This window comes from Ancylobacter koreensis (assembly GCF_023016525.1).
Lineage (GTDB): Bacteria > Pseudomonadota > Alphaproteobacteria > Rhizobiales > Xanthobacteraceae > Ancylobacter > Ancylobacter koreensis.
In genome coordinates, this window is sequence record NZ_JALKCG010000002.1 from 360,447 (window position 1) to 383,635 (window position 23,189).

The following is a 23,189-nucleotide window of genomic DNA, read 5'->3' on the forward strand; positions in this document are numbered from 1 at the left end:
CCCGGCTCGGCGCTTCGGCTTCGCCTCCGCTGGTCCGGGACACGTGTTTCCCGGACAAGCTGCGCAAAGCGCAGCGCCGATCCGGGACCCAGCAGAGCCTCTTCGGCCTGCACCTCTTCCGCGCCGACACTCTCCGGCACGGACTTCTCCGGCGTGCACCTCTTCCGCGTCCACCTCGTCAGCGCCCGGCTTGCCTCCGCGCGTCATGCTGTTGCGATGCGGCAACGCTAACCCGGCATTAACCTTAATCCGGTGTTGTATCGGGTGGCTGCGAAGGCGGTTCGACGACGCTCGCCCAAGTTTGGACAGACTCGGTGGGTTGAAGACGGATGCGTCTCCTCGGCAGCCATGCAGGGCATTCGCTGCTGACCCGCAGCCGATGCGCGCCGGCACGCGACCCTTTTGACCTGGCAGGAATGGCCTAATGACGCTGAAAAAGCTTCTCTTCGCGGTGGTGCTGTTGCTCGCGGCATCGGCGTCGTTCGCCTACGCGCAGACCAGCCCGGCGGCCGCGCCCGCCGCGCCGACCGCGCAGGTCGACGCGACCGCCGCCCCGGCGGTGCCGGGCGCGCAGGTGGCGGCGAACGGCGTTGGCATGGCGAGCGCCGACCTCTCGCTCATCGGCCTGTTCCTTCAGGCCCACCTGATCGTGAAGTTCGTGATGGCCGGCCTCGTGCTGGCCTCCGTCTGGGTGTGGGCGATCATCATCGACAAGACCATCCTGTTCCAGCGGATGAAGCGGCAGATGGACCGCTTCGAATCGACCTTCTGGTCCGGCCAGAGCCTGGAAGAGCTGTATCGCTCGCTGTCCTCGCGCCCGAACCACGCCATGGCCGCGATCTTCGTCGCCGCCATGCGCGAGTGGAAGCGCTCCTATGAGGGCGGGGCGCGCTCCTTCGTCGGCCTGACGCAGCGGCTCGACAAGGTGATGAACGTCACCATCTCGCGCGAGGTGGAGCGGCTGGAGAGCCGGCTGCTGGTGCTGGCGACCGTCGGTTCGGCCGGCCCCTTCATCGGCCTGTTCGGCACGGTGTGGGGCATTATGACCTCGTTCCAGTCGATCGCCGCCTCGAAGAACACCAGCCTCGCCGTGGTGGCGCCCGGCATCGCGGAAGCCCTTTTCGCGACGGCAATCGGCCTCATCGCCGCCATTCCCGCGACGATTTTCTATAACAAGTTCATTTCCCAGGTGAACCGCCAGGCGGCGCGGCTCGAAGGCTTCGCCGACGAGTTCTCGGCCATCCTGTCGCGCCAGATCGACGAACGGGGCTGATCGAATGGGGATGTCCGCAGGAGGCGCCGGCGGCGGCTGGCAGTCGCGGCGCTCGCGCAGGCGGGGCGGCGGCGCCGTCATGTCCGAAATCAACGTCACGCCGATGGTCGACGTGATGCTGGTGCTGCTCATCATCTTTATGGTGGCGGCGCCCATGCTCACCGTCGGCGTTCCGCTCGACCTGCCGCAGTCGCAGGCCAAGGCGATTCCGCAGGACAGCGAGCCGCTGGTGATCAACATCGACAAGCAGGGCAAGATCTTCCTGCAGCAGAGCGAGATCCCGCTCGACGAGCTGGTGCCCAAGCTGCAGGCGATCGGCAAGGCCGGCTATGAGGAGCGCATCTTCGTGCGCGCCGACAAGGGGCTCGACTACGGCTCGGTCATGCGGGTGATGGGCCGCCTGTCGGGCGCCGGCTTCACGCGCGTCGCCCTCGTCTCCGAAGTCGAGCAGGGGGGCTGAGCGTCATGCGCGCGGGCCTCGCCTCCTCGTTCGCCCTCCATGCCGGCATCATCGGCTTCATGGTCGTGTCGTTCTCGGCGCCGAACGCGTTCGAGACCACGCCGACCGAAGCCATGCCCATCGACATCATCTCGGACGCCGAGATGACGCAGATGATGGCCGGCAAGAAGGACGCGCCGAAGGAGAACCCCAAGCCCGTCGCCGAGAAGAAGGGCGAGACGCCCAAGCCGCCCGAGAATCTCGACGCCAAGGTCGACGACAAGAAGCCGGAGATCGAGGCCGCCAAGGAGGCCGCCGCGCCTCCTCCGCCGCCGGCCCCGGAAAAGCCCGCCGAGCCCAAGCCCCCGGCCCAGCAGGCCGAGGCCAAGCCGCCGGAGCCGCCGAAGGACGCCGAGGCACTCGCCGCCAAGCCGCCGGAGCCCAAGCAGGAGCCGAAGCCCGAGCAGCAGCAGGCGCAGACGCCCCCGCCGCCGGCTCCGCCGAAGAAGCCGAAGGACATTCCGCCGAAGGTGGCCAACCAGCCGCCGAAGGATCAGCCGTTCAACCCGAACCAGATCGCCGCCCTGCTCAACAAGCAGGACGCGCGCCGTCAGTCCTCCATCGGCGACACGATCAACAACACCGCCTCGCTCGGCGCGTCGAGCGGCATGGCGGCGACGCTGTCGCAGACCGAGCTCGACGCGCTGCGCGCCTATCTCGCGCGCTTCTGGCACCTGCCGACGGGCGCCGCCGACATCACGCGGGTGAAGATCATGGTGGTGGTACGGCTGAGCCCGAACCGCACGCTGGTCTCGCCGCCGGAGGTAGTGGGCGTCGTCGACCAGGGCAATCCCTACGCGCCGCAGATCAAGGAAAGCGTGGTGCGCGCCATCTTCGCCGCCGCGCAGCAGCCCAATCCCTTCCCGATGCTGTCGGCGGGGAAGTACGACGTGTGGCAGGAGATGCAGCTTACCTTCGATCCCTCGTGGATCGAGTGACGTCCGTTTCGTGAAGCCGCCCGGGCGGCGAGATTGAGAACGATATTATGAGCGAGTATTTCCGTTCCGGCCGTTCCGGCCTTCTCATCGGGCGCCGCAGCCTTCTGGCCGGCGCCGGCGCGCTCGCCGGGGCGGGCCTTGCCGCCGGGCCGGCGAACGCCGTGCTCAAGCTCGACGTCACCGGCGGCACCGTGCAGCCGCTGCCCATCGCCATCACCGATTTCGTCGGCGGCGGCACCCCGCAGGATGTCGAGGCGGGCAAGGGCGTCACCCAGATCATCACGGCGGACCTGCGCCGCTCGGGCCTGTTCGCGCCCATCGACCAGGCTGCCTTCGTCGAGAAGATCACCAACCCGGACGCTTCGCCCCGCTTTCAGGACTGGCGCGTGATCAACGCGCAGGCGCTGGTGACGGGCCGCATGACCCGCCAGCCGGACGGGCGCGTGCGCGCCGAGTTCCGCCTGTGGGACGTGTTCGCCGGCCAGCAGCTCATCGGCCAGCAATATTTCACCCAGCCGGAGAACTGGCGCCGCGTCGCCCACATCATCGCCGACGCGATCTATGAGCGCCTGACCGGCGAGAAGGGCTATTTCGACACGCGCATCGTCTTCGTCGACGAGAGCGGGCCGAAGGAGAAGCGCGTCAAGCGCCTCGCCATCATGGACCAGGACGGCGCCAACGTGACCTATCTGACGCGCGGCGACGACCTCGTGCTGACGCCGCGCTTCTCGCCGACCAGCCAGGAAATCACCTATATGAGCTATGGCCGCGGCGAGCCGCGCGTCTATCTGCTCAACATCGAGAACGGCCAGCGCGAGGTGGTCGGCAACTTCCCGAACATGAGCTTCTCACCGCGCTTCGCCCCCGACGGGCAGCGCGTGATCCTGAGCCTGCAGCAGGGCGCCGATTCCAACATCTTCGTCATGGACCTGCGCTCCAAGGCGACGACCCGGCTCACCGACACCGCCGCCATCGACACCGCGCCGTGCTATTCGCCCGACGCCACGCAGATCTGCTTCGAGAGCGACCGCGGCGGCGGCTCGCAGATCTACGTGATGAACCCGGACGGCTCGAACCAGCACCGCATCTCCTTCGGCGACGGGCGCTACTCGACCCCGGTATGGTCGCCGCGCGGCGACGTCATCGCCTTCACCAAGCAGGCGCAGGGGCGCTTCGCCATCGGCCTGATGCGCCCCGACGGCTCGGGCGAGCGCATCCTTACCGAGGGCTACCACAATGAGGGCCCGACCTTCGCGCCGAACGGCCGGGTGATCATGTTCTTCCGCGACGCGGGCGGGGGCGGCGGGCCGCAGCTCTATACGGTGGACGTCACCGGCTATAACGAGCAGCGCGTGCCCACCCCGAGCTACGCCTCCGACCCGGCCTGGTCGCCGCTGCGCTCGTGAGGCGGGCTTAGGGAACGATTAACCATAAAAGTCGGTTTAAGGCTTGGCCTCGAAATCGACGCATTCAGGCAACGTTCCGTAAAGCATGACGGAACATTGAATACGCGAACACAAGAGATCGGAGCGCCCGGTCGGGAATTTCAGGAGTCAGCGGTCATGATCCGTATGTTGCGCCATCTCGGCGGTGCGCGCGCCGCCTTCATCGTCGGTTTCGCGTTGCTCGCGGCCGCCTGCGCCAAGAACCCGATGGATGGTGCCGCCCTCGGCTCCGCCCCTCCGGGCAGCCCGCAGGAATTCATCGTCTCGGTCGGCGACCGCGTCTTCTTCGAGAGCGACCAGACCGACCTCTCCGCGCAGGCGCAGGCAACGCTCGACAAGCAGGCGCAGTGGCTGAACCACTATGCCAAGTACACCTTCACCATCGAGGGCCATGCCGACGAGCGCGGCACCCGCGAATACAACATCGCGCTGGGTGCCCGTCGCGCCGAGAGCGTGCGCAACTATCTCGTGGGCCGCGGCGTCGCCGCCAGCCGCATGCGCACCATCTCCTACGGCAAGGAACGCCCGGTCGCGGTCTGCAACGACATCTCCTGCTGGTCGCAGAACCGCCGCGCCGTCACGGTGCTGAACGCCGCCGGCTCCTGAGGCCCGCCGGGTCCGCCCCGGCCGCTGCAATTCACCGACGCCCGGTCCGCCTCGCGCGGGCCGGGCGTTGCCTTTGCGGCCCGGCGTCGTGACGCTGGGTCAAACTTTGGACGTGATCGGCCCGGTATGTTCATATGAACCCGGCGCACGCGCCGCGCTTTTCCCCTCAGCCCCGTCGCATCATGATCACCGCACGCCTGTCTCGTCCCGCCGCCTCCCGAATCCGCCTCCGTCTCGCCGCCCTGGGTCTGCTGGCCGCTGCCGCGCTGGCGCCCGTGGGGCCGGCTCTGGCGCAGTCCGACAACAATTTCTTCGGCAACCTGTTCAAGCCTCCGGGCCAGGTGCGCTCGGGCAATCAGCAGGCCGAGGCGGACGACAGCGGCGCAATCACCACCCGCCTCGACCGGCTGGAGAATCAGATCCGTCAGCTCACCGGGCAGATCGAGCAACTCCAGTACCGCAACCAGCAGCTTGAGCAGCAGGTGCGCCAGCTCGGCGGCGCCGGCCTGCCGTCGTCCGCCGGCCCGGCCGGCACGGGGCTGCCCGGTGCGGCCATGCCGGGCGCCGACGCGGCCCCGGGCCGCCGCTCCGACGCCTTCGATCCCAATGCGCAGGCCGGCGCCCCCGGCGCGCCGCGCCCGCTCGGCACGACCGCCCCCTCGGGCGCTCCGCCGGCCGGCCCGACCGGCGCGCCGATGGACCTCGGCACGCTTTCCGGCTCGGTCGCCGGCGGGGGCGTGCAGCCGCCGACCAACAGCCCGAAGGACCTGTACGACCTCGCCTATGGCTACATGCTGCGGCAGGACTACGCCCAGTCGGGCCAGAGCTTCGAGCAGTTCCTGCGGAGCTATCCCAACGACCGCGCGGCGCCGGACGCCTATTACTGGCTCGGCGAGACGCAGTTCCAGCGCAAATCCTACAAGGAGGCGGCGCAGAACTTCCTCAAGGTCTCGACCGACTACCCGAATGCGGTGAAGGCGCCGGACGCGCTGCTGCGGCTCGGCCAGTCGCTCGCCGCGATCGGCGAGAAGGACGCCGCCTGCGCCACGCTGAACGCGGTCAACAACAAGTATCCGCGCGCCTCCGCCACCATCAAGCAAGGGGTGGAGCGGGAGCAGAAACGTGCCGGCTGCTGAGCCCGGAACCGCGCCCGACACATCCGGCCCGCACAGGGCCGACCCTTTCGCGCCTTTCGCCCGGCATGCGCGCGTGCTGCTCGCCGTCTCCGGCGGGCCGGATTCGACCGCGCTGCTGCTGCTGGCCCATCGCTGGCGGCAGGCGGGCGGCGCGGCGACGGAACTCTATGTCGCCACCGTCGACCACGGCCTGCGGCCTACCGCGCGGGCGGAGGCCGAGGCGGTCGGTACGCTGGCGCGGGAGCTGGGCCTGCCGCACGCCATACTGACGCTGCCCGCGCCGCTGCCGAAGGCGCGGCTGCAGGAGGCGGCGCGCCATGCCCGCTACGAGGCGCTGGCCGCCCATGCCCGCGCGATCGGTGCCGGCGCCATCGCCACCGCCCACACGCTCGACGACCAGGCCGAGACCGTGCTGTTCCGCCTGCTGCGCGGCTCGGGGATCGCCGGGCTCGCCGGTATTCCCGACGAGCGGGGGTTGGATGAGGGGGGTCCGGGCGGCATCCGCCTCATCCGCCCGCTGCTCGGCTGGCCGAAGGCGGCGCTGATCGAGGAATGCCGGCGTGCCGGCGCTTCCTTCGCCGAGGACCCTTCCAACCGCGATCCGCGCTTCGCCCGCACCCGGCTGCGCGCGTTGTTGCCGTCGCTCGCCGCTGAGGGGCTGGACGCTGGCGCGCTGGCGCGCCTTGCCGCCCGCATGGCGCGCGCCGAGGCGGCGCTGGAGGCGGCGGTGGACGCGGCGCAGGCGCGGCTTCTCGCGGAAGGGCAGGGAATGGCCGGGCGGCTCCGCTTTCCCCGCGCCGGGCTCACTGCCCTGCCGGCGGAGATCGGCCTGCGGCTTCTCGGCCGGGCCGTCGAATCGGTCGGGGAGGGGCCGGTGGAACTCGGCAAGCTGGAGGCGCTGGCCGGCTGGCTCGCCGCGCTGCGGCCGGAGGACACCGGCGCGCGCACGCTGGCCGGGGCGCTGATGCGGGTAAACCGGCATGCCGTAACGGTAGCGCCGGCGCCGGCCCGGCGGGTTGCGGCGCACGACCGCCAGCCTTCGGCGCGTTCACGCTAACGGCAATTTGCGCCCGCGGGCCCGAACGCCTTGGGGCGGCCATCTTGGCAAGGATCAATACCGCACCTAGATTACGGTGCGATAAGGGAGGACCGCCAGCGCCGGCGGTTCCCGCGCGTCGGTATCGACCGGCGCCGAAAGGAACGAGATGAACGCCAATATTCGGAATTTCGCCCTCTGGGTGATCATCGTTCTGCTGCTTCTGGCGCTTTTCTCGCTGTTCCAGAATCCGGCGCAGCGCCAGGCGACGAACGACATCAGCTTCTCGCAGCTGCTCAACGAGGTCGATCAGGGCCGTGTGCGCGACGTGGTGATCCAGGGTCCGGAAATCACCGGCTCCTTCACCGACGGGCGCGCCTTCCAGACCTATTCGCCCAACGATCCCTCGCTGATCCAGCGCCTGTACGGCAAGGGCGTGTCGATCACGGCCAAGCCGATCCAGGACAATGTGCCGTGGTTCGTCAGCCTGCTGATCTCGTGGCTGCCCTTCATCGCGCTGATCGGCGTGTGGATCTTCCTGTCGCGCCAGATGCAGGGCGGCGCCGGCAAGGCGATGGGCTTCGGCAAGAGCCGCGCCAAGCTGCTGACCGAGGCGCATGGCCGCGTGACCTTCGAGGACGTGGCCGGCATCGACGAGGCGAAGAGCGACCTCACCGAGATCGTCGAGTTCCTGCGCGACCCGCAGAAGTTCCAGCGCCTCGGCGGCCGCATCCCGCGCGGCGTGCTGCTCGTCGGCCCGCCCGGCACCGGCAAGACGCTGCTGGCACGCGCCATCGCCGGCGAGGCCAACGTGCCCTTCTTCACCATTTCGGGTTCGGACTTCGTCGAGATGTTCGTCGGCGTCGGCGCGAGCCGCGTGCGCGACATGTTCGAGCAGGCGAAAAAGAACGCGCCCTGCATCATCTTCATCGACGAGATCGATGCCGTCGGCCGCCATCGCGGCGCGGGCCTCGGCGGTGGCAATGACGAGCGCGAGCAGACGCTGAACCAGCTCCTCGTCGAGATGGACGGCTTCGAGGCCAATGAGGGCATCATCCTCATCGCCGCGACCAACCGCCCCGACGTGCTCGACCCCGCGCTGCTGCGTCCCGGCCGCTTCGACCGCCAGGTCATCGTGCCGAACCCCGACGTCGTCGGCCGCGAGCAGATCCTCAAGGTCCACGCCCGCAAGGTGCCGGTGGCGCCCGACGTGAACCTCAAGGTCATCGCCCGCGGCACGCCCGGCTTCTCCGGCGCGGACCTCGCCAACCTGTGCAACGAAGCCGCCCTGATGGCCGCGCGCCGCAACAAGCGCATGGTCACGATGAGCGACTTCGAGGACGCCAAGGACAAGGTGATGATGGGCGCGGAACGCCGCTCGCTCGTCATGACCGAGGACGAGAAGATGCTGACCGCCTATCACGAGGGCGGCCATGCCATCGTGGCGCTGAAGGTGCCGGCGACCGACCCGGTGCACAAGGCGACCATCATCCCGCGCGGGCGTGCCCTCGGCATGGTCATGCAGCTTCCCGAGCGCGACAAGCTCTCGATGAGCTACGAGCAGATGACGTCGCGCCTCGCCATCATGATGGGCGGGCGCGTGGCGGAAGAGCTGGTCTTCGGCCACGACAAGGTGACGTCCGGCGCCGCCTCCGACATCGAGCAGGCCACCCGCCTCGCCCGCATGATGGTCACGCGCTGGGGCTTCTCCGACAAGCTCGGCCAGGTCGCCTATGGCGAGAACAATGACGAGGTGTTCCTCGGCATGTCGATGCAGCGCCAGCAGAACGTCTCCGAGGCGACGGCGCAGACCATCGACAGCGAGGTGCGCCGACTCGTCGACGAAGGCTATGCCGAGGCGACGCGCATCCTGACCGAGAGCAAGGACCAGCTTGAGACGCTGGCGCGCGGGTTGCTGGAGTACGAGACGCTGTCGGGCGACGAGATCATCGGCCTGCTCGACGGCAACGCGCCGGTGCGCGACACCACCATCGAGCCGGCCAACACCCGCTCCTCCGTGGTGCCGACCGCCGGCAAGAACCGCCCGCCGCGCCCGGATGCCGGCATGGAGCCGCAGCCGCAGGCCTGACGGCCAGCCGCGAACCGCACATGGAAAGGGCCCGCCTCGGCGGGCCCTTTTCTTTTGGCGCGCCGGGGAGGCGGGGCTTTCGCCGAGCGGGGCGGTTCAGCCCGGTTTTGGGGCGTAAGACGCGCTTACATTTTGTGAAGTTCCCGCAGGCAGGCTCATGGTACAGAAGTTGCGCGGCAAAGCATCGTGCCGCCGCCGGCGTGGTCTTGCCCGCCGGCCGTCTCGTCAAGGTGAAGGCATGGCACGCAGGTTTTTCGGCACGGACGGCATTCGCGGCCGCGCCAACGCGACGATCACCCCGGAACTCGCGCTCAAGGTCGGCATGGCGGCCGGCCTCACCTTCCACCGGGGCGACCACCGCCACCGCGTCGTCATCGGCAAGGACACCCGCCTGTCCGGCTACATGATCGAGAACGCGCTGGTCGCCGGCTTCACCTCGGTCGGCATGGACGTGCTGCTGCTCGGGCCGATGCCGACGCCGGCGGTGGCCATGCTCACCCACTCCATGCGCGCCGATCTCGGCGTGATGATCTCCGCCTCGCACAACCCGTTCGACGACAACGGCATCAAGCTGTTCGGGCCGGACGGCTACAAGCTGTCCGACGAGGTGGAGCACCAGATCGAGGCGCTGATCGACGGCGACCTGTCGGCCAAGCTCGCCCAGCCGGCCGCCATGGGCCGCGCCAAGCGCATCGAGAGCGTGCACGCCCGCTACATCGAATTCGCCAAGCGGACCCTGCCGCGCAACCAGTCCTTCGACGGGCTGCGCGTGGTGGTCGACTGCGCCAACGGCGCCGCCTACCGCGTGGCGCCGGAGGCGCTGTGGGAACTCGGCTGCGAGGTCATCACCATCGGCGACAAGCCGGACGGCTTCAACATTAACCGCGACGTCGGCTCGACCGCGCCGGAGGCGCTGGCCGCCAAGGTGCGCGAGGTGCGCGCCGATGTCGGCATCGCGCTCGACGGCGACGCCGACCGGGTGCTGGTGGTCGACGAGAAGGGCCATCTGGTCGACGGCGACCAGCTCATGGCGGTGATCGCCGAGAGCTTCAAGGAAGATGGCCGGCTGTCGCGCGACGGCATCGTGGCCACCGTCATGTCCAATCTCGGGCTGGAGCGCCACCTCGCCTCGCTCGGCCTGACGCTGGAGCGCACCCCGGTCGGCGACCGCTACGTGCTGGAGCAGATGCGCGCCGGCGGCTTCAATGTCGGCGGCGAGCAGTCCGGCCACATCATCCTGTCCGACTATTCCACCACCGGCGACGGGCTGGTGGCGGCGCTGCAGCTCCTCGCCGTGGTGAACCGGCGCCAGCGCCCGGTGTCGGAGGTCTGCCACCGCTTCGACGCGCTGCCGCAGATCCTCAAGAACGTGCGCTACAAGAGCGGCCGGCCGCTGGAGAATGACGGCGTGCTGAAGGCCATCGCCGCCGCCGAGCTGAAGCTCAACAGCCATGGCCGCCTGCTGATCCGCCCCTCCGGCACCGAGCCTGTGATCCGCGTGATGGGCGAGGGCGACGACCGCGATCTCGTCGAGGCCGTGGTGAACGACGTGGTCGAGGCGGTCGGCACTGCGGCGGCGTGAGACGGACCGCTCTATTTTAGACGTCATCCCGGCCCCTCGGGTCTTGCCTCCGACAAGCCCAAGGGCAGGCTCCGGCGAAGCGGAGCGCCGGGATCGCTCGCCATACTGCAGGCGATCCCGGATCGGCCTGCGGCCGTCCGGGACGACAGCGTGAGAGCCGCCCTCAGCCGTCCAGACGGCGCAGCAGGCCGCGATAGATTTCGTCATCGTCGCACAGGCCGGCGAGGCGGCCGAGATTGTCGACCAGCAGGATCGGCAGATCGGTGTGGCGCTTGAGTTCGATCGCCGCCTTCAGCCGCAGGTCGACCGGGGCGACGATGCAGTCGGCATCGTGCGCCAGCGCGTCGTCGATCACCCCGGCCTCGCCGTCCGCCTTGGCCAGCAGTCCGGCGCGCCCGTCGAGGTCGATGCTGAGCGGGCGCCCCTCGGAATCGACCTTCACCTTCACCCGGCCGCTCTTGTCGAGCATCACGGCATCGCCCTCGCGCGCGAGGCTGGCGGCCGGGCGCATCACCGCCGTGCCGCGCAGCACGTTGAGCGGGTTCATGTGCTTCACGAATTCGGCGACATAGGCGTTGGCCGGGCGCAGCAAGATGTCCTCGGCGGTGCCGGCCTGCACGATGCGCCCGCCTTCCATGATGGCGATCTTGTTGCCGAGCTTGAGCGCCTCGTCGAGGTCATGGCTGACGAAGACGATGGTCTTCTGGATGCGCCTCTGCAGGTCGAGCAACTCGTCCTGCAGCTTGTCGCGGATCAGCGGGTCGAGCGCCGAGAAGGGCTCGTCCATCAGCAATATGTCGGCGTCGGTGGCGAAGGCGCGGGCGAGGCCCACGCGCTGCTGCATGCCGCCGGAGAGCTCGTTGGTGTATTTCTCCGACCAGTTGGTGAGGCCGACCATGGCGAGCTTCTCGTCCACGATGCGGTTTCGCTCGGCGGCGGAGAGGTCGCCGCGCAGTTCCAGCCCGAAGCCCACATTGTCGCGCACCGTGCGCCAGGGCAGCAGGCCGAACTGCTGGAACACCATGGAGACGGTGTGCATGCGCAGATCGCGCAGCGTGCCCTCGTCGCAGCGGGCGACGTCGACCTTGCTGCCCTTGTGCTCGACCAGCACCTCGCCGCGCGCCACCTCGTTCAGCCGGTTGATGGCGCGCAATATGGTGGACTTGCCCGAGCCCGACAGGCCCATCAGCACGCAGATCTCGCCGCGCTCGATGGCCAGGCTCACCCCCGCCGCGCCGAGCACGGCGCCGGTGGCGGAGAGGATTTCCTCGCGCGAGCGCCCCTCGTCGATCAGCCTGAGCGCGCCTTTCTGGTCAGCGCCGAACACGATGTCGATGTTGCGGAATTCGACGGCGGCCATGGCTCACCCCTTCCGAGAGCGGCGCTCGGGCCGCTTGCACACGCGATCGAGCACGATGGCGAGCACCACGATGGCGAGCCCGGCCTCGAAGCCCATGGCGATGTTGACCGAGTTGAGCGCGCGCACCACCGGCTTGCCGAGCCCGTCGGCGCCGACCAGCGCCGCGATCACCACCATGGAGAGCGAGAGCATGATGCACTGGGTGATGCCGGCCATGATGGTGGGCAGCGCGTAGGGCAGCTCCACCTTGAAGAGCAGTTGCGTCTTGGTGGCGCCGAAGGCCTTGCCCGCCTCGTAGAGTGCCGGCGGCACCGAGGAGATGCCCAGATGGGTGAGGCGGATCGGCGCGGGAATAGAGAAGATCACCGTCGAGATCAGCCCCGGCACGGCGCCCAGCCCGAACAGAACGAGCGTCGGGATCAGGTACACGAAGGTCGGGATGGTCTGCATCAGGTCGAGGATCGGCCGGATGGCGGTGTAGAGCCAGGGCCGGTGCGCGGCGGCGATGCCGATGGGCACGCCGACGACGACGCAGACCAGCGTGGCGCAGATGACGAGGGAGAGCGTCTCCATCGTCGCCGTCCAGTAGCCCAGATTGGTGACGAGCAGCAGCGCGCCGACGATGAACACCACCAGCCCGACCGAGCGGTGGACCAGCCACGCGGCGAGCCCGAACAGGGCGATGAGCAGCAGCGGCGGCACCCACAGCAGGGCGGCGGTGAAGCCGCCGATGAGCGCCCCGAGCACGAGCGAGACGAAATCGAAGAAGCCCTGTCCGTGCGTGGTGAGCAGGTCGACGAAATCGCGCAGCCAGAGGCCCAGCGGGATCTTGTGCTCGGTCAGCCAGTCATACATGGGGCGCTCCCGGCGGGGGTGGCGGCAGGGGATGGGACGGCGCGGCGTTCAGGCGGGGCGGCACGAACCTTCCGTCATCCCGGACGGCGGGAGGCCGATCCGGGATCGCAGGACACTTGCGAGCGATCCCGGCTCCGCGGCTTCGCCTTCGGCCGGGATGACGACCTGGGGGACGGAGGCTGGCGGGGCGGGAAACACACCCCGCCAGCCCGCTCTCAGAGCTTCAGCGCCTTCTTGACCGCCGGGACGGCGGGCTGGCCGTCGATGGTGGTGACGCCGGCGAGCCAGGGCTCCCACACGGTCGGGTTGGCCTCGAGCCACTTCTCGGCCGCCTTGGCGGGCTCCATGCCGTCGAGCAGGATGTAGCCCATCACCACGTTCTCGGTGTCGAGCGAGAACTTCAGGTTCTTGATGAAGGTGCCGACATTCGGGCACTCGCTCACATAGCCGGCGCGGGTGTTGGTGTAGATGGTGGCGCCGCCATAGTTCGGGCCGAACACGTCGTCGCCGCCCTCGAGGTAGCTCATCTTGTACTTGGAGTTCATCGGGTGCGGCTCCCAGCCGAGGAAGACGATGGCTTCCTTGCGCTTGGAGGCGCGTTCGACCTGCGCCAGCATGCCCTGCTCGCTCGACTCGACCAGATCGAAGCCCTTCAGGCCGAACTTGTCGTCCTTGATCATGTCGAGGATCAGACGGTTGCCGTCATTGCCCGGCTCGATGCCGTAGATCTTGCCGCCGAGCTTGTCCTTGAACTTGGCGATGTCGGCGAAGGACTTCAGGCCCTCGTCGTAGAGATAGGTCGGCACCGCCAGCGTATACTTGGCGCCTTCGAGGTTCACCCCGATGACCTCGACGCTCTTGTCGTCCCGATAGGGCTTCAGGTCGGCTTCCATGGTCGGCATCCAGTTGCCGAGGAAGACGTCGATGTCCTTGGTCTGCATGGACTTGTAGGTCACCGGCACGGAAAGCACCTGCGTCTTCGGCGTGTAGCCGAGGGCTTCGAGGATGCTCGACGCGATGGCGGTGGTTGCGGTGATGTCGGTCCAGCCGACATCGGCGAAACGCACGGACTTGCAGGCGGCCGGCTCGGCGGCCTGCGCCACGTCGCGGGGCATCGGGGCGGCGCTGATCGCCAGCCCGAGGGCGGCGGCCATGAGGCTGGCGGCCGTGAATGTGAAGCTGCGCATCTTTTCTGTTCCCGTTGGCATCCTGGCAGGATCATGGAACCGGCGCCGCCTGACGCCAAGTCTGGCGCGGCCGGAATCTGCAAGTCGGAGCCGATGCATGCCCATCCGCGTGCGACGAGGCGCGGATTCCCGATGCCGGACCCGAGGGCGGGTCGGCGGCAGGCGGACGTGATCGACCCTTGCGGCACCTGCGGCGTTTTACGACACCCGATACCGGATGCGGCCCTGGAAGGCTTCTTTTGAATAGTCATTCAATACTCGGCTGGACACTTTGTCACGCGCAATTTTTGTCCAGATGGCGCGATTTTCGGGTCGGATTCCGGGCAGTTTGGCAAAACGCGCCATCGGCGCAGAAGGCATGCGACGTCGAGCTTTGCGCGCGGTAGGTCCGGCGGGAGGGGCTTCCCGCTACTGGATGGACGATGTATTGTATGGTCATTCAATAACTCGTCTTCGGTAATTCGCCCTCGATGCATGGGAGGTGGTGGTGGCCAGGGCCGACGCGCAGGCGCAACTCCCGTCCGAACGCCCCGCTCCCGAGGAGGAGACCCGCCGCCGCGCGCCGGAGGATGTGCGCCGCCGCCAGCTCATCGAGGCCACCATCGATTCGCTGGCCGAGATCGGCTTCAACGCCTCCACCCTCGCGCAGATCGCCCGCCGCGCCGGCGTGTCCCCCGGCCTCGTGGCGCATTATTTCGGCGACAAGGACGGGCTGCTGGAGGCGACGCTGCGCTTCCTCTCGCTGCGGCTCTATCGGGCCACGGCACAGCGGCTGGGCGCGGCGCGCGGTCCCCGGGCGCGCGTGCAGGCGCTGATCGACGCCAATCTGGCGCCGGAGGAGTTCGACCAGCGCACCTCCAGCGTCTGGCTCGCCTTCTGGGGGCAGGTGCTGCATTCCGAGCGGCTGCGCCGGGTGCAGCGCGTCTATCAGGCCCGCATGCTGGCCAATCTGCGCCACGACCTGCGCGGACTGGTGGCGCCCGCCGACGTCCATCGCGTCGCCATCACCATCGCCGCCGTCATCGACGGGCTGTGGCTGCGCTCCTCGCTCTCCGCCGCCGGCGAGACCGATTCGGTCAGCGCCCGGCAGGTCGCCTCCGTCTTCGTCGACGCCCAGATCGCCGCCGCCGCGCCGGCGCTTCCCACCAACGGAACCTTGCCCATGAGTTCGCGTCCCCCGCTCCATGCCAGCCACATAGGCGGCCGCTACCGCCCGACCGGCGGCGCCACCTTCACCAGCGTCAACCCCGCCACCGGCGAGGTGCTGGCCGAGATCGAGATTGCCGGCGAGCCGGAGGTCGAGGCGGCGGTCGAGGCCGCGCGCAAGGGACAGAAGCTCTGGGCGGCGATGACGGGCGCCGAGCGCGGGCGCGTGCTGCGCCGCGCCGCCGATCTGCTGCGTGCGCGCAATGACGAACTGGCCCGGCTGGAGACGCTCGACACCGGCAAGCCGATCCAGGAGACCAGCGTCGTCGATGTGCTCTCGGGCGCCGACTGCCTCGACTATTACGCCGGCGTCGCGCCGACGCTTGCGGGCGAGCATGTCGACCTGGGACCCAGCGCCTTCGGCTATACGAGGCGCGAGCCGCTCGGCATCGTCGCCGGCATCGGGGCGTGGAACTACCCCCTCCAGATCGCCTGCTGGAAGTCCGCCCCCGCGCTCGCCTGCGGCAATGCGATGATCTTCAAGCCGGCCGAGCTGACCCCGCTCAGCGCGCTGAAGCTCGCGGAGATCTACACCGAGGCCGGGCTGCCGGACGGCGTGTTCAGCGTGGTGCAGGGTTTCGCCGACACCGGGCGGCTGCTCACCCGCCATCCGGCCATCGCCAAGGTCTCGCTCACCGGCGAGGTCGGCACCGGCAGGAAGGTGATGGTCGATGCCGCCGGCACGCTGAAATACGTCACGCTGGAGCTGGGCGGGAAATCGCCGCTCATCGTGTTCGAGGACGCCGATCTCGACGACGCGGTGTCGGGCGCCATGCTGGGCAATTTCTACTCGGCCGGCGAGGTGTGCTCGAACGGCACCCGCGTCTTCGTGCATGAGAGCGTGCGCGCCGCCTTCCTCGGAAAGCTCGTCGCGCGGGTGGAGAGGATGGTGGTCGGCGATCCGCTCGACCCGGCGACGCAGGTCGGCGCGCTGATCTCCGCCGACCACATGCAGAAGGTGCTCGGCTATATCGAGAAGGGCCGCGCCGAGGGCGCGAAGCTCCTCGTGGGCGGCGGGCGGGTGACGACGGGCGCGCTGGACAAGGGCGCTTTCGTCGCCCCGACCGTGTTTGACGGCTGCGACGAGGCCATGAGCATCGTGCGCGAGGAGATCTTCGGCCCGGTCATGGCGGTGCTGTCCTTCGCCGACGAGGACGAGGTGATCGCGCGCGCCAACGACACCGATTTCGGCCTCGCAGCCGGCGTGTTCACCAAGGACCTCGCGCGCGGCCACCGGGTGATCGCGCAGCTCGAGGCCGGCACCTGCTGGATCAACGCCTATAATCTGACGCCCGTCGAGCTGCCCTTCGGCGGCGCCAAGCAGTCCGGCCTCGGGCGCGAGAACGGGCGCGCGGCGATCGAGCACTACACCCAGCTCAAGAGCGTCTACGTCAATCTCGGCCGCGTCGAGGCGCCCTACTGATGCTGAACGGCGTTTCCGAGATCTTCGACTATGTGATCGTCGGCGCCGGCTCGGCCGGCTGCGTGCTGGCCGACCGGCTGAGCGCGGACGGGCTGAACCGCGTCCTCGTGCTGGAATATGGCGGCTCGGACCGCTCGGTGTTCATCCAGATGCCGAGCGCGCTCTCCATCCCGATGAACATGAAGAAGTACAACTGGATGTACGAGAGCGAGCCGGAGCCGGGGCTCGGCGGGCGGCGCATGCACTGTCCGCGCGGCAAGGTGCTGGGCGGCTCCTCCTCCATCAACGGCCTCGTCTACATGCGCGGCGCGCCGGCGGATTTCGACCGCTGGGAAGAGGAGGGTGCGCAGGGCTGGTCCTATTCCGATGTGCTGCCCTATTTCCGCCGGGCGGAAAGCCGGCGCGAGGGGGGCGACGAATATCGCGGTGCGGACGGCCCGCTCGCCACGCGCTACGGCACGCTGGAGAATCCGCTCTATCGCGCCTTCATCGAGGCGGCGCAGCAGGCCGGCTATCCCGCCAGCGACGACGTCAACGGCTATGCCCAGGAAGGCTTCGGCCGGATGGACATGACGGTGAAGGACGGCGTGCGCTGGTCGGCGGCGAATGCCTATCTCAAGCCCGCCATGAAGCGGGCGAACCTCAAGGTCGAAACGCATGCCCGCGTCGAGCGCGTGGTCTTCGAGGGGCGCCGCGCCGTCGGCGTCGTGTGGTCGCGCGACGGGCGACGGCACAGCGTGCGCGCCGCGCGCGAGGTGATCCTCTCCGGCGGGCCGATCAACTCGCCGCAACTGCTCAAGCTCTCCGGCATCGGGCCCGCCGACGAGCTACACGCCCACGGCATCGAGGTGGTGGCGCACCGGCCCGGCGTCGGCGAGAATTTGCAGGACCATCTGGAATTCTATTTCCAGCAGGCCTGCACGCAGCCGATCACGCTCTATTCGCAGATGGGCCTCTTTGCCCGCGGCATGATCGGCGCGCGCTGGCTGCTGACGAAGGAAGGCCTCGGCGCGACCAACCATTTCGAGGCCTGCGGCTTCATCCGCTCGCGCCCGGGCATCGCCTCGCCCGATATCCAGTACCATTTCCTGCCCCTCGCCGTGACCTATGACGGGAAGGGGCTGGCGAGCGAGCACGGCTTCCAGGCCCATGTCGGGCCGATGCGTTCCAAGAGCCGGGGCTGGGTGCGGCTGAAATCGGCCGATCCGTTCGAGGCGCCGCGCATCCGCTTCAACTACCTCTCGCACGAGGACGACATGGTGGAGTTCCGCGCCTGCGTGCGGCTCACCCGCGAGATTTTCGCGCAGAAGGCGTTCGATCCCTATCGCGGGCGGGAGATCCAGCCCGGCGCCGATGTCACCGACGACGACGCCATCGACACCTTCGTGCGGGAGAAGGTGGAGAGCGCCTACCATCCCTCCTGCACCTGCCGGATGGGCTCGCCTTCCGACCCGCTCGCCGTGCTCGACCCGCAGATGCGGGTGATCGGGGTGGAGGGGCTGCGGGTGGTGGATTCCTCGGCAATGCCCTCCATCACCAACGCCAACCTGAATGCGCCGACCATCATGATGGCGGAGAAGGCGGCCGACCATATTCTGGGGCGGCCGCTGCTGGCGCCGTCCAACGCGCCCTATTACACCGCGCCGGACTGGCAGCACGCGCAGCGCTGAGGCGCGAGGCGGCGCTCAGTTCGCCGGGGTGGAGGAGCGGCCGGCGAGGCGGCGGCGCAGCGCCGGCCCGATGCCGGCCAGCGTGTCGCCGAGGCGGGTGAGCCGGTAATCCAGCGCCGCGTCCGAGAACAAGTCGGTGCGGGTGACGAACATCAGCCGGTAGAGCAGCGCCGCGAGCACGAGGACGAGGACGATGGAGATCGTCACGTCGGAGAGGAAATGCGCGCCGAAGGCCATGCGGTTGAGCGACACGGCGGCGACGAACAGCCCGATCAGCACGCCGACCGGCCCGCGCCATTCGCGCGGCGTGAACACCACCAGCGGCAGCAGGCAGGCGACGGTCGCCGCCTCGCCGGAGGTGAAGGAGCGGTTCGACCATTGGCTGCCGATCACCCACGCCTCCTGGAACGGCCAGGCGCCGCCGAAGGCCTCGATATTGATCGGGCGCGGCCGGCCCCACAGCACCTTGAGCATGCCGTTCACCAGCAGTCCCGGCCCGAGCAGGAACAGGGTGACGAAATAGAGCGACAGGCGCGGCGAGACGAGCGGGGGCTTGGCGGGGAAGGCGACCTTCAGCACCAGCGTCAGCAGCAGCAGCACCGGGAAGGTGAGCGTCACCTGCGAGGCGAGGTCGCGGAAATCCTGCAATTTGGCGATGCGCGAGGCCGGGAATCCCTCGCCCTCGACATAGAACAGCCCCGCGACGGCGCGGTCGATGCCGGAAAACAGGTAGAAGAAGGCCGAGACGAAGACTGCGAGGGCAATCGTATAAGTTACCGGGCGCCGCTTGAAGTCGTCGCACACATGCTCGCGAAAGGCGCCGAAATCGATCATGTCGGGAACTGGTTCACTCGTCTCGCGGGCACAATAGCACCGGGGATGAAGGCACGGAGATGGCAAGGCGCCCCCGCCGCCTCGCGCCGCTCCATGTCCGTCATTCGGGTGCCCGCCGTCAACCGTCGCCGGCGTCGCGGCTCAGCGTTTCGCCACCACGCCGATGCCGGCGAGATAGGCGAGGATCTCGCGGGCCGCCTCCTCGGGCGGGGGATCGACCAGCAGCCGGCCGCCGCCGCTGGCCGCCTCGGTCGCCGCTTTCAGCCGCTCCGCCGCCGAGGCGCCGGCCGCCGCCTTGGCGATCAGCTTGGGGCGCGGGCGGTAGGGTCGTTCCTCCAGCCCGGTCGACGCGCGGGGAGCGGCAAGGCCGGGCCGCGTCTCAAGGATGCCGCGCCGGGCGCCCGCGAAGGCGAAGGGGCGGGCGGCGGGTGCCGCGGGATGCACGGTGACGAGCACGGGCAGCCGCACGAGGAGCCGGCGGCGGGCGCCGCGCGGCAACGCCTGCTCGACATTGAGCGTGCCGGGCGTCTCGCCCGGTGCCAGCGCGGCAGCATCCGAGACGATGGGCAGGCCGAGGGCGCGGGCGAGCGCATAGGGCAGCAGGCCGCTATCCTCGCCGCCCTGTGCGACACGGCCGGCGAGAATGAGGTCGAAGGCGCCCTCGCGCAGCGCGGCGGCGAGGCTCGGCAACGGATCGTCGTCCGCTCCGGTGACGAGGTGGACGAGGTTCGGGAGGCCGTGGCCGAGCGCGTCGCGCAGCGGTCCGACATCGGGGCCGGCATGCAGGCCGGTGAGATCAGCGCCATGGCGTTCCACGAAATCGGCGGCGAGGCCGACGGCCTGCAACTCGACCGGCACCGGCGCGGGGCGGCCGGAGACGGCATGACGGCCGGCGGAGAGCAGGACGGCGATCCTCATGCGCTGGCCTCCTCGGCGATCAGACGCAGCAGCGCCGGCATCACCTCCTGCGCGTCGGCGACGATGGCGAGGCCGGCGCGCTCGATCATCGCCGCGTGCAAATCGGTGTTCACCGCCACCACATGCTCGCATTTCGCCACGCCCTGCAGATGCTGCGGCGCGCCCGCAATGCCGAGGGCGAAATAGCAGCGCGCGTCCAGCACCGTGCCGGAGGCGCCGACCTGTGCGGCGCGTGGCATCAGCCCGGCGTCGCACACCATGCGGCTGGCGCCCGGCGTGGCCCCGAGCGCGGCGATGAGGGCGCGGAAGGTCTCGAAATCGCTGACGCCATTGCCGGCCGAGGTGACGAAATCGGCCTCGGCCAGCGACACGCGGGCAGGGTCGGCGGCGACGAATTCGGCGGCGAGGATGGCGCCCCCGGTCGTCGCAGGGAAGGCGAATGCGACGGGGAGCGCCTCGTGCAAGGTGCCGGCATGCGGGGCAACCGCGTCGGGGGCGAGGCTTATAAGGGTCGGCGGGGCGCCGCGCTGCTCGGTGCGCCGGCCATGGGCGGCGCGGGTGACGGCTTTTGCCGTGAGGCTTTCGGCGCCGGCGAACAGCGCCTCGCCCGACAGGGCGGCGACGCGGCGGGCGAGGTCGCCGCCCTCCGCGCTCTCCGGGAACAGGAGGTGGCGCAGGCCGAGCGCGGCGAGCGCGGCATCGAGCGCCAGCGCCTTGCCCTCCGGATCGTAGCCGGAGACAGGAAGCGTGAGCACGCGGTCGGCACCCGCCGCAGCGAGGTCGTCGGCGGCGGGATCGACGAGGGCGACCACCGCGCCGCCGCCGGCGTCGGCCAGCAGCCGGGCCGCCCCGAAGAGCTGGCGGTCGTGCGGGGTGAGGCGCCCGCCCGGCGCATCCGGCACCAGGGCGACGAGAAAGGCGGGCTCGGGGATGCGGCGGAGCGCCGGGGCGTCCGGCGCGGGCGTCGCCAGAGGCTGCGGGGCGGGGATCGCGGCCTCGCCGGCGCGGCGCGTGCGGTCGAGCCGGCGGCGCAGCGTGCCGGGCACAAGGGCCAGCCTTTCCTCGGCGCGCGGGTCGCGGCGCGGGCGGCCGGAGGTCGCGGTCTCGGGCGTCCGCGCGAGGTCGAAGCGCGGGCGGGTGGCACCGGCGACGCGCTGCGCGGCGCGTTCCGCACGGGGGTCCTTGCGCGGGCGGCTCATGCGAGCGTCTCCGCGCGGGCCGCGGCGGGCGCCGCCTCGACCGCCATCAGCACCAGCTCGGCGATATCGGCGACGTCGGGCCGCGCGCCGGTGACGCCTTCCAGCATGGCCGAGCATTGCGGGCAGGCCACCGCGACGATGGCGGCGCCGGTGGCGCTCGCCTGGCCCATGCGGATATCGGGGATGCGGCGCTCGCCCTCGATGTCGGAGACCGGCGCGCCGCCGCCGCCGCCGCAGCACATGGAGCGCCGGCCCGAGCGCTCCATCTCCAGCCGCTCCAGCCCCAGCCGGTCGAGCAGGCGGCGCGGGGCGTCGACCTCGCCATTGTAGCGGCCGAGATAGCAGGGGTCGTGATAGGTCACGCGGGCGCCGCCGAGCGCGCCGACAGGGAGCCGCCCGGCCGCCACCAGCTCGTCGAGGAAGGCGCTGTGGTGCACGACCTCGTAGGCGCCGCCGAAGGCGCGGTATTCGTTGCGCAGCGCGTGCAGCGCGTGCGGATCGGCAGTGAGGATGCGCGAGAAGCGATAGCGCGCCAGCGTGGCGATGTTGTCGCGGGCGAGGCGCTGGAAGGTGGCCTCGTCGCCGAGCCGGCGGGCAAGGTCGCCGCAGTCGCGCTCCTCCGCGCCGAGCACGGCGAAGTCGACGCCGGCCTTCTGGAGAAGGGTTATGAGCGCGCGCAGCGTGCGGCCGTAGCGCAGTTCATAGGCGCCCTCGCCGAGCCAGAGCAGCACGTCCGCCTCGCCCTTCGCCGCCATCAGCGGCAGGGTGAGCCCAGCGGCGAAATCGGTGCGCGCGCCGAGCGGGCGCCCGCCCGGCTCGTCGGCATAGCGTAGTTCCATCAAAGGCGGCGCGGCCTTCACGGGGAGCGCGCCGAGCTCCAGCGTCTGGAAGCGGCGCAGATCGACGATGGCGTCGACATGCTCGATCATCATCGGGCATTCCTCGACGCAGGCGCGGCAGGTGGTGCAGGACCACAGCGTGTCCGGGTGGATCATCGCGCCCGTGCCGACGAGCGGCTTGTCCGGCCCGCCGATGCCGGCGACGGGGCGGGCGTTCGGGTAGGGGCTGCCGGCGTAGGCGGCGTTGGTGGCGTTCGGCTGGATGGCGGCGGCGAGGTCCTGGATCAGCCGCTTGGGGTTCAGCGGCTGGCCGGCGGCGAAGGCGGGGCAGGCGGTCTCGCAGCGCCCGCACTGGATGCAGGCGTCGAAGCCGATCAGCCGGTTGAAGGTGAAGTCGGCCGGCGTCGCCACGCCGAGGCGCGGGGCGTCGAGATCGAGCGGGGCGAGGGCGGTGGCCGGCTTCCCCTCGAAGCGGTCGGGGCGGGGATGGGCGACGAGATGGGCGGCGCCGGCGAAGGCGTGGCGCATCGGCCCGCGATCGAGCTGCCGGGCGAGGCCGATGCCGCCGACCGCCGCCAGCGCGAGGCCAACGAAGGCGAACGGGCGCAGCGCCCCGCCGAGCGAAGCGTCGAGCGCGACGAGGAAGCCGCCGGCGGCATAGGCGGCGAGCAGCAGGGGCAGGCGCTGGAACCGCCCGCCCGACAGCCGCGCCGGCTTCACCGGCAGGCGCCGCCGGCCGACCATGAAGCCGCCGGCCAGCGCCGCCGCGAAGGCGAGCGCCACGATCCACCAGTAGAGCCGGGCATTGCCGAGGAGGGGGACGAGCCCGGCGAGCGCCAGCGCCGAGCCGGCCAACAGCCCGCCGGCGGCGAGCGCGTGCATGCGGGCAGCGTAAGGGTCGCGCCCGACCACGTGATGGACGTCGACGAGGTAGCGCTTCGGCAGGGCGGCGAGGCCGTCCAGCCAGTCGACCCTCGCCGCGCGCCCGGCGCGCCACAGCCGCGCGCGACGGGCCGCGAGGGCACCGGCGACGACGGCCATGGCGAGGACGAGAAGCGCGAGGGCGAGCGCGGTGTCCGTCATGGACCGGCCTC

At 70.0% G+C, this 23,189-nt stretch carries 18 protein-coding genes; 11 read left to right on the forward strand and 7 right to left on the reverse strand.

What is annotated here, in order from left to right; translation table 11 throughout:
- Positions 1-559 precede the first annotated feature (559 nt).
- The 9 genes from tolQ to glmM all read left to right on the forward strand — a co-directional run bounded on the left by tolQ (position 560) and on the right by glmM (position 10,604).
- A complete protein-coding gene (gene tolQ, locus MWN33_RS08805; protein WP_247200341.1) occupies positions 560-1,273 on the forward strand; it encodes a protein TolQ in 714 nt (237 codons plus the stop codon).
- A 4-nt stretch (positions 1,274-1,277) separates the two neighbouring features.
- Positions 1,278-1,733: a protein TolR gene (tolR, locus tag MWN33_RS08810; protein WP_247200110.1), complete on the forward strand. Its 456-nt coding sequence runs from the start codon at positions 1,278-1,280 to the stop codon at positions 1,731-1,733.
- Positions 1,734-1,738: 5 nt separating this feature from the next.
- Complete coding sequence (locus tag MWN33_RS08815) at positions 1,739-2,710, forward strand: cell envelope biogenesis protein TolA (protein WP_247200111.1); 972 nt, start codon at positions 1,739-1,741, stop codon at positions 2,708-2,710.
- 47 nt (positions 2,711-2,757) lie between these two features.
- Positions 2,758-4,116 (forward strand): Tol-Pal system beta propeller repeat protein TolB, encoded by a 1,359-nt coding sequence (tolB, locus tag MWN33_RS08820; protein ID WP_247200112.1) that lies wholly within the window; start codon positions 2,758-2,760, stop codon positions 4,114-4,116.
- 156 nt (positions 4,117-4,272) lie between these two features.
- Positions 4,273-4,761 (forward strand): peptidoglycan-associated lipoprotein Pal, encoded by a 489-nt coding sequence (gene pal / locus MWN33_RS08825; RefSeq protein WP_247200113.1) that lies wholly within the window; start codon positions 4,273-4,275, stop codon positions 4,759-4,761.
- Positions 4,762-4,943: 182 nt separating this feature from the next.
- Entirely contained in the window at positions 4,944-5,897 is a 954-nt protein-coding gene (ybgF, locus tag MWN33_RS08830) for a tol-pal system protein YbgF (protein ID WP_247200114.1), read from the forward strand.
- On the forward strand, positions 5,884-6,954 hold the full coding sequence (gene tilS / locus MWN33_RS08835; RefSeq protein ID WP_247200115.1) for a tRNA lysidine(34) synthetase TilS: 1,071 nt from the start codon (positions 5,884-5,886) through the stop codon (positions 6,952-6,954). The genes ybgF and tilS overlap by 14 nt, the downstream gene beginning before the upstream one ends.
- A 148-nt stretch (positions 6,955-7,102) precedes the next feature.
- Entirely contained in the window at positions 7,103-9,022 is a 1,920-nt protein-coding gene (ftsH, locus tag MWN33_RS08840) for an ATP-dependent zinc metalloprotease FtsH (RefSeq protein ID WP_247200116.1), read from the forward strand.
- A gap of 238 nt (positions 9,023-9,260) precedes the next feature.
- A complete protein-coding gene (gene glmM, locus MWN33_RS08845; RefSeq protein WP_247200117.1) occupies positions 9,261-10,604 on the forward strand; it encodes a phosphoglucosamine mutase in 1,344 nt (447 codons plus the stop codon).
- Between the two features lie 163 nt (positions 10,605-10,767).
- Here glmM and choV read toward each other — a convergent pair whose 3' ends face one another.
- From choV to MWN33_RS08860, 3 genes are all read right to left on the reverse strand, one after another.
- Positions 10,768-11,964 carry a choline ABC transporter ATP-binding protein gene (choV, locus tag MWN33_RS08850; RefSeq protein WP_247200118.1) on the reverse strand — a complete coding sequence of 399 codons (1,197 nt, stop codon included), beginning with the start codon at positions 11,962-11,964 and terminating at the stop codon, positions 10,768-10,770.
- Between the two features lie 3 nt (positions 11,965-11,967).
- Positions 11,968-12,819 (reverse strand): choline ABC transporter permease subunit, encoded by an 852-nt coding sequence (gene choW, locus MWN33_RS08855; RefSeq protein WP_247200119.1) that lies wholly within the window; start codon positions 12,817-12,819, stop codon positions 11,968-11,970.
- Positions 12,820-13,034: 215 nt separating this feature from the next.
- On the reverse strand, positions 13,035-14,006 hold the full coding sequence (locus MWN33_RS08860) for a choline ABC transporter substrate-binding protein (protein WP_425531981.1): 972 nt from the start codon (positions 14,004-14,006) through the stop codon (positions 13,035-13,037).
- A gap of 487 nt (positions 14,007-14,493) precedes the next feature.
- Between MWN33_RS08860 and betB the strand changes: the two genes are divergently transcribed.
- Positions 14,494-16,635 (forward strand): betaine-aldehyde dehydrogenase, encoded by a 2,142-nt coding sequence (betB, locus tag MWN33_RS08865; RefSeq protein WP_247200120.1) that lies wholly within the window; start codon positions 14,494-14,496, stop codon positions 16,633-16,635.
- A complete protein-coding gene (gene betA / locus MWN33_RS08870) occupies positions 16,635-18,305 on the forward strand; it encodes a choline dehydrogenase (protein WP_247200121.1) in 1,671 nt (556 codons plus the stop codon). Before betB ends, betA begins: the two co-directional genes overlap by 1 nt.
- A gap of 15 nt (positions 18,306-18,320) precedes the next feature.
- Here betA and MWN33_RS08875 read toward each other — a convergent pair whose 3' ends face one another.
- From MWN33_RS08875 to MWN33_RS08890, 4 genes are all read right to left on the reverse strand, one after another.
- Positions 18,321-19,139, reverse strand: coding sequence for a phosphatase PAP2 family protein (locus MWN33_RS08875; RefSeq protein ID WP_247200122.1), 819 nt, complete (start codon positions 19,137-19,139; stop codon positions 18,321-18,323).
- Between the two features lie 141 nt (positions 19,140-19,280).
- A complete protein-coding gene (locus tag MWN33_RS08880; protein WP_247200123.1) occupies positions 19,281-20,057 on the reverse strand; it encodes an electron transfer flavoprotein subunit beta in 777 nt (258 codons plus the stop codon).
- A complete protein-coding gene (locus MWN33_RS08885; protein ID WP_247200124.1) occupies positions 20,054-21,256 on the reverse strand; it encodes an electron transfer flavoprotein subunit alpha/FixB family protein in 1,203 nt (400 codons plus the stop codon). The genes MWN33_RS08880 and MWN33_RS08885 overlap by 4 nt, the downstream gene beginning before the upstream one ends.
- Positions 21,253-23,178, reverse strand: a complete 1,926-nt coding sequence (locus MWN33_RS08890) for a DUF3483 domain-containing protein (protein ID WP_247200125.1) — start codon at positions 23,176-23,178, stop codon at positions 21,253-21,255. Before MWN33_RS08890 ends, MWN33_RS08885 begins: the two co-directional genes overlap by 4 nt.
- Between the last annotated feature and the right edge of the window lie 11 nt (positions 23,179-23,189).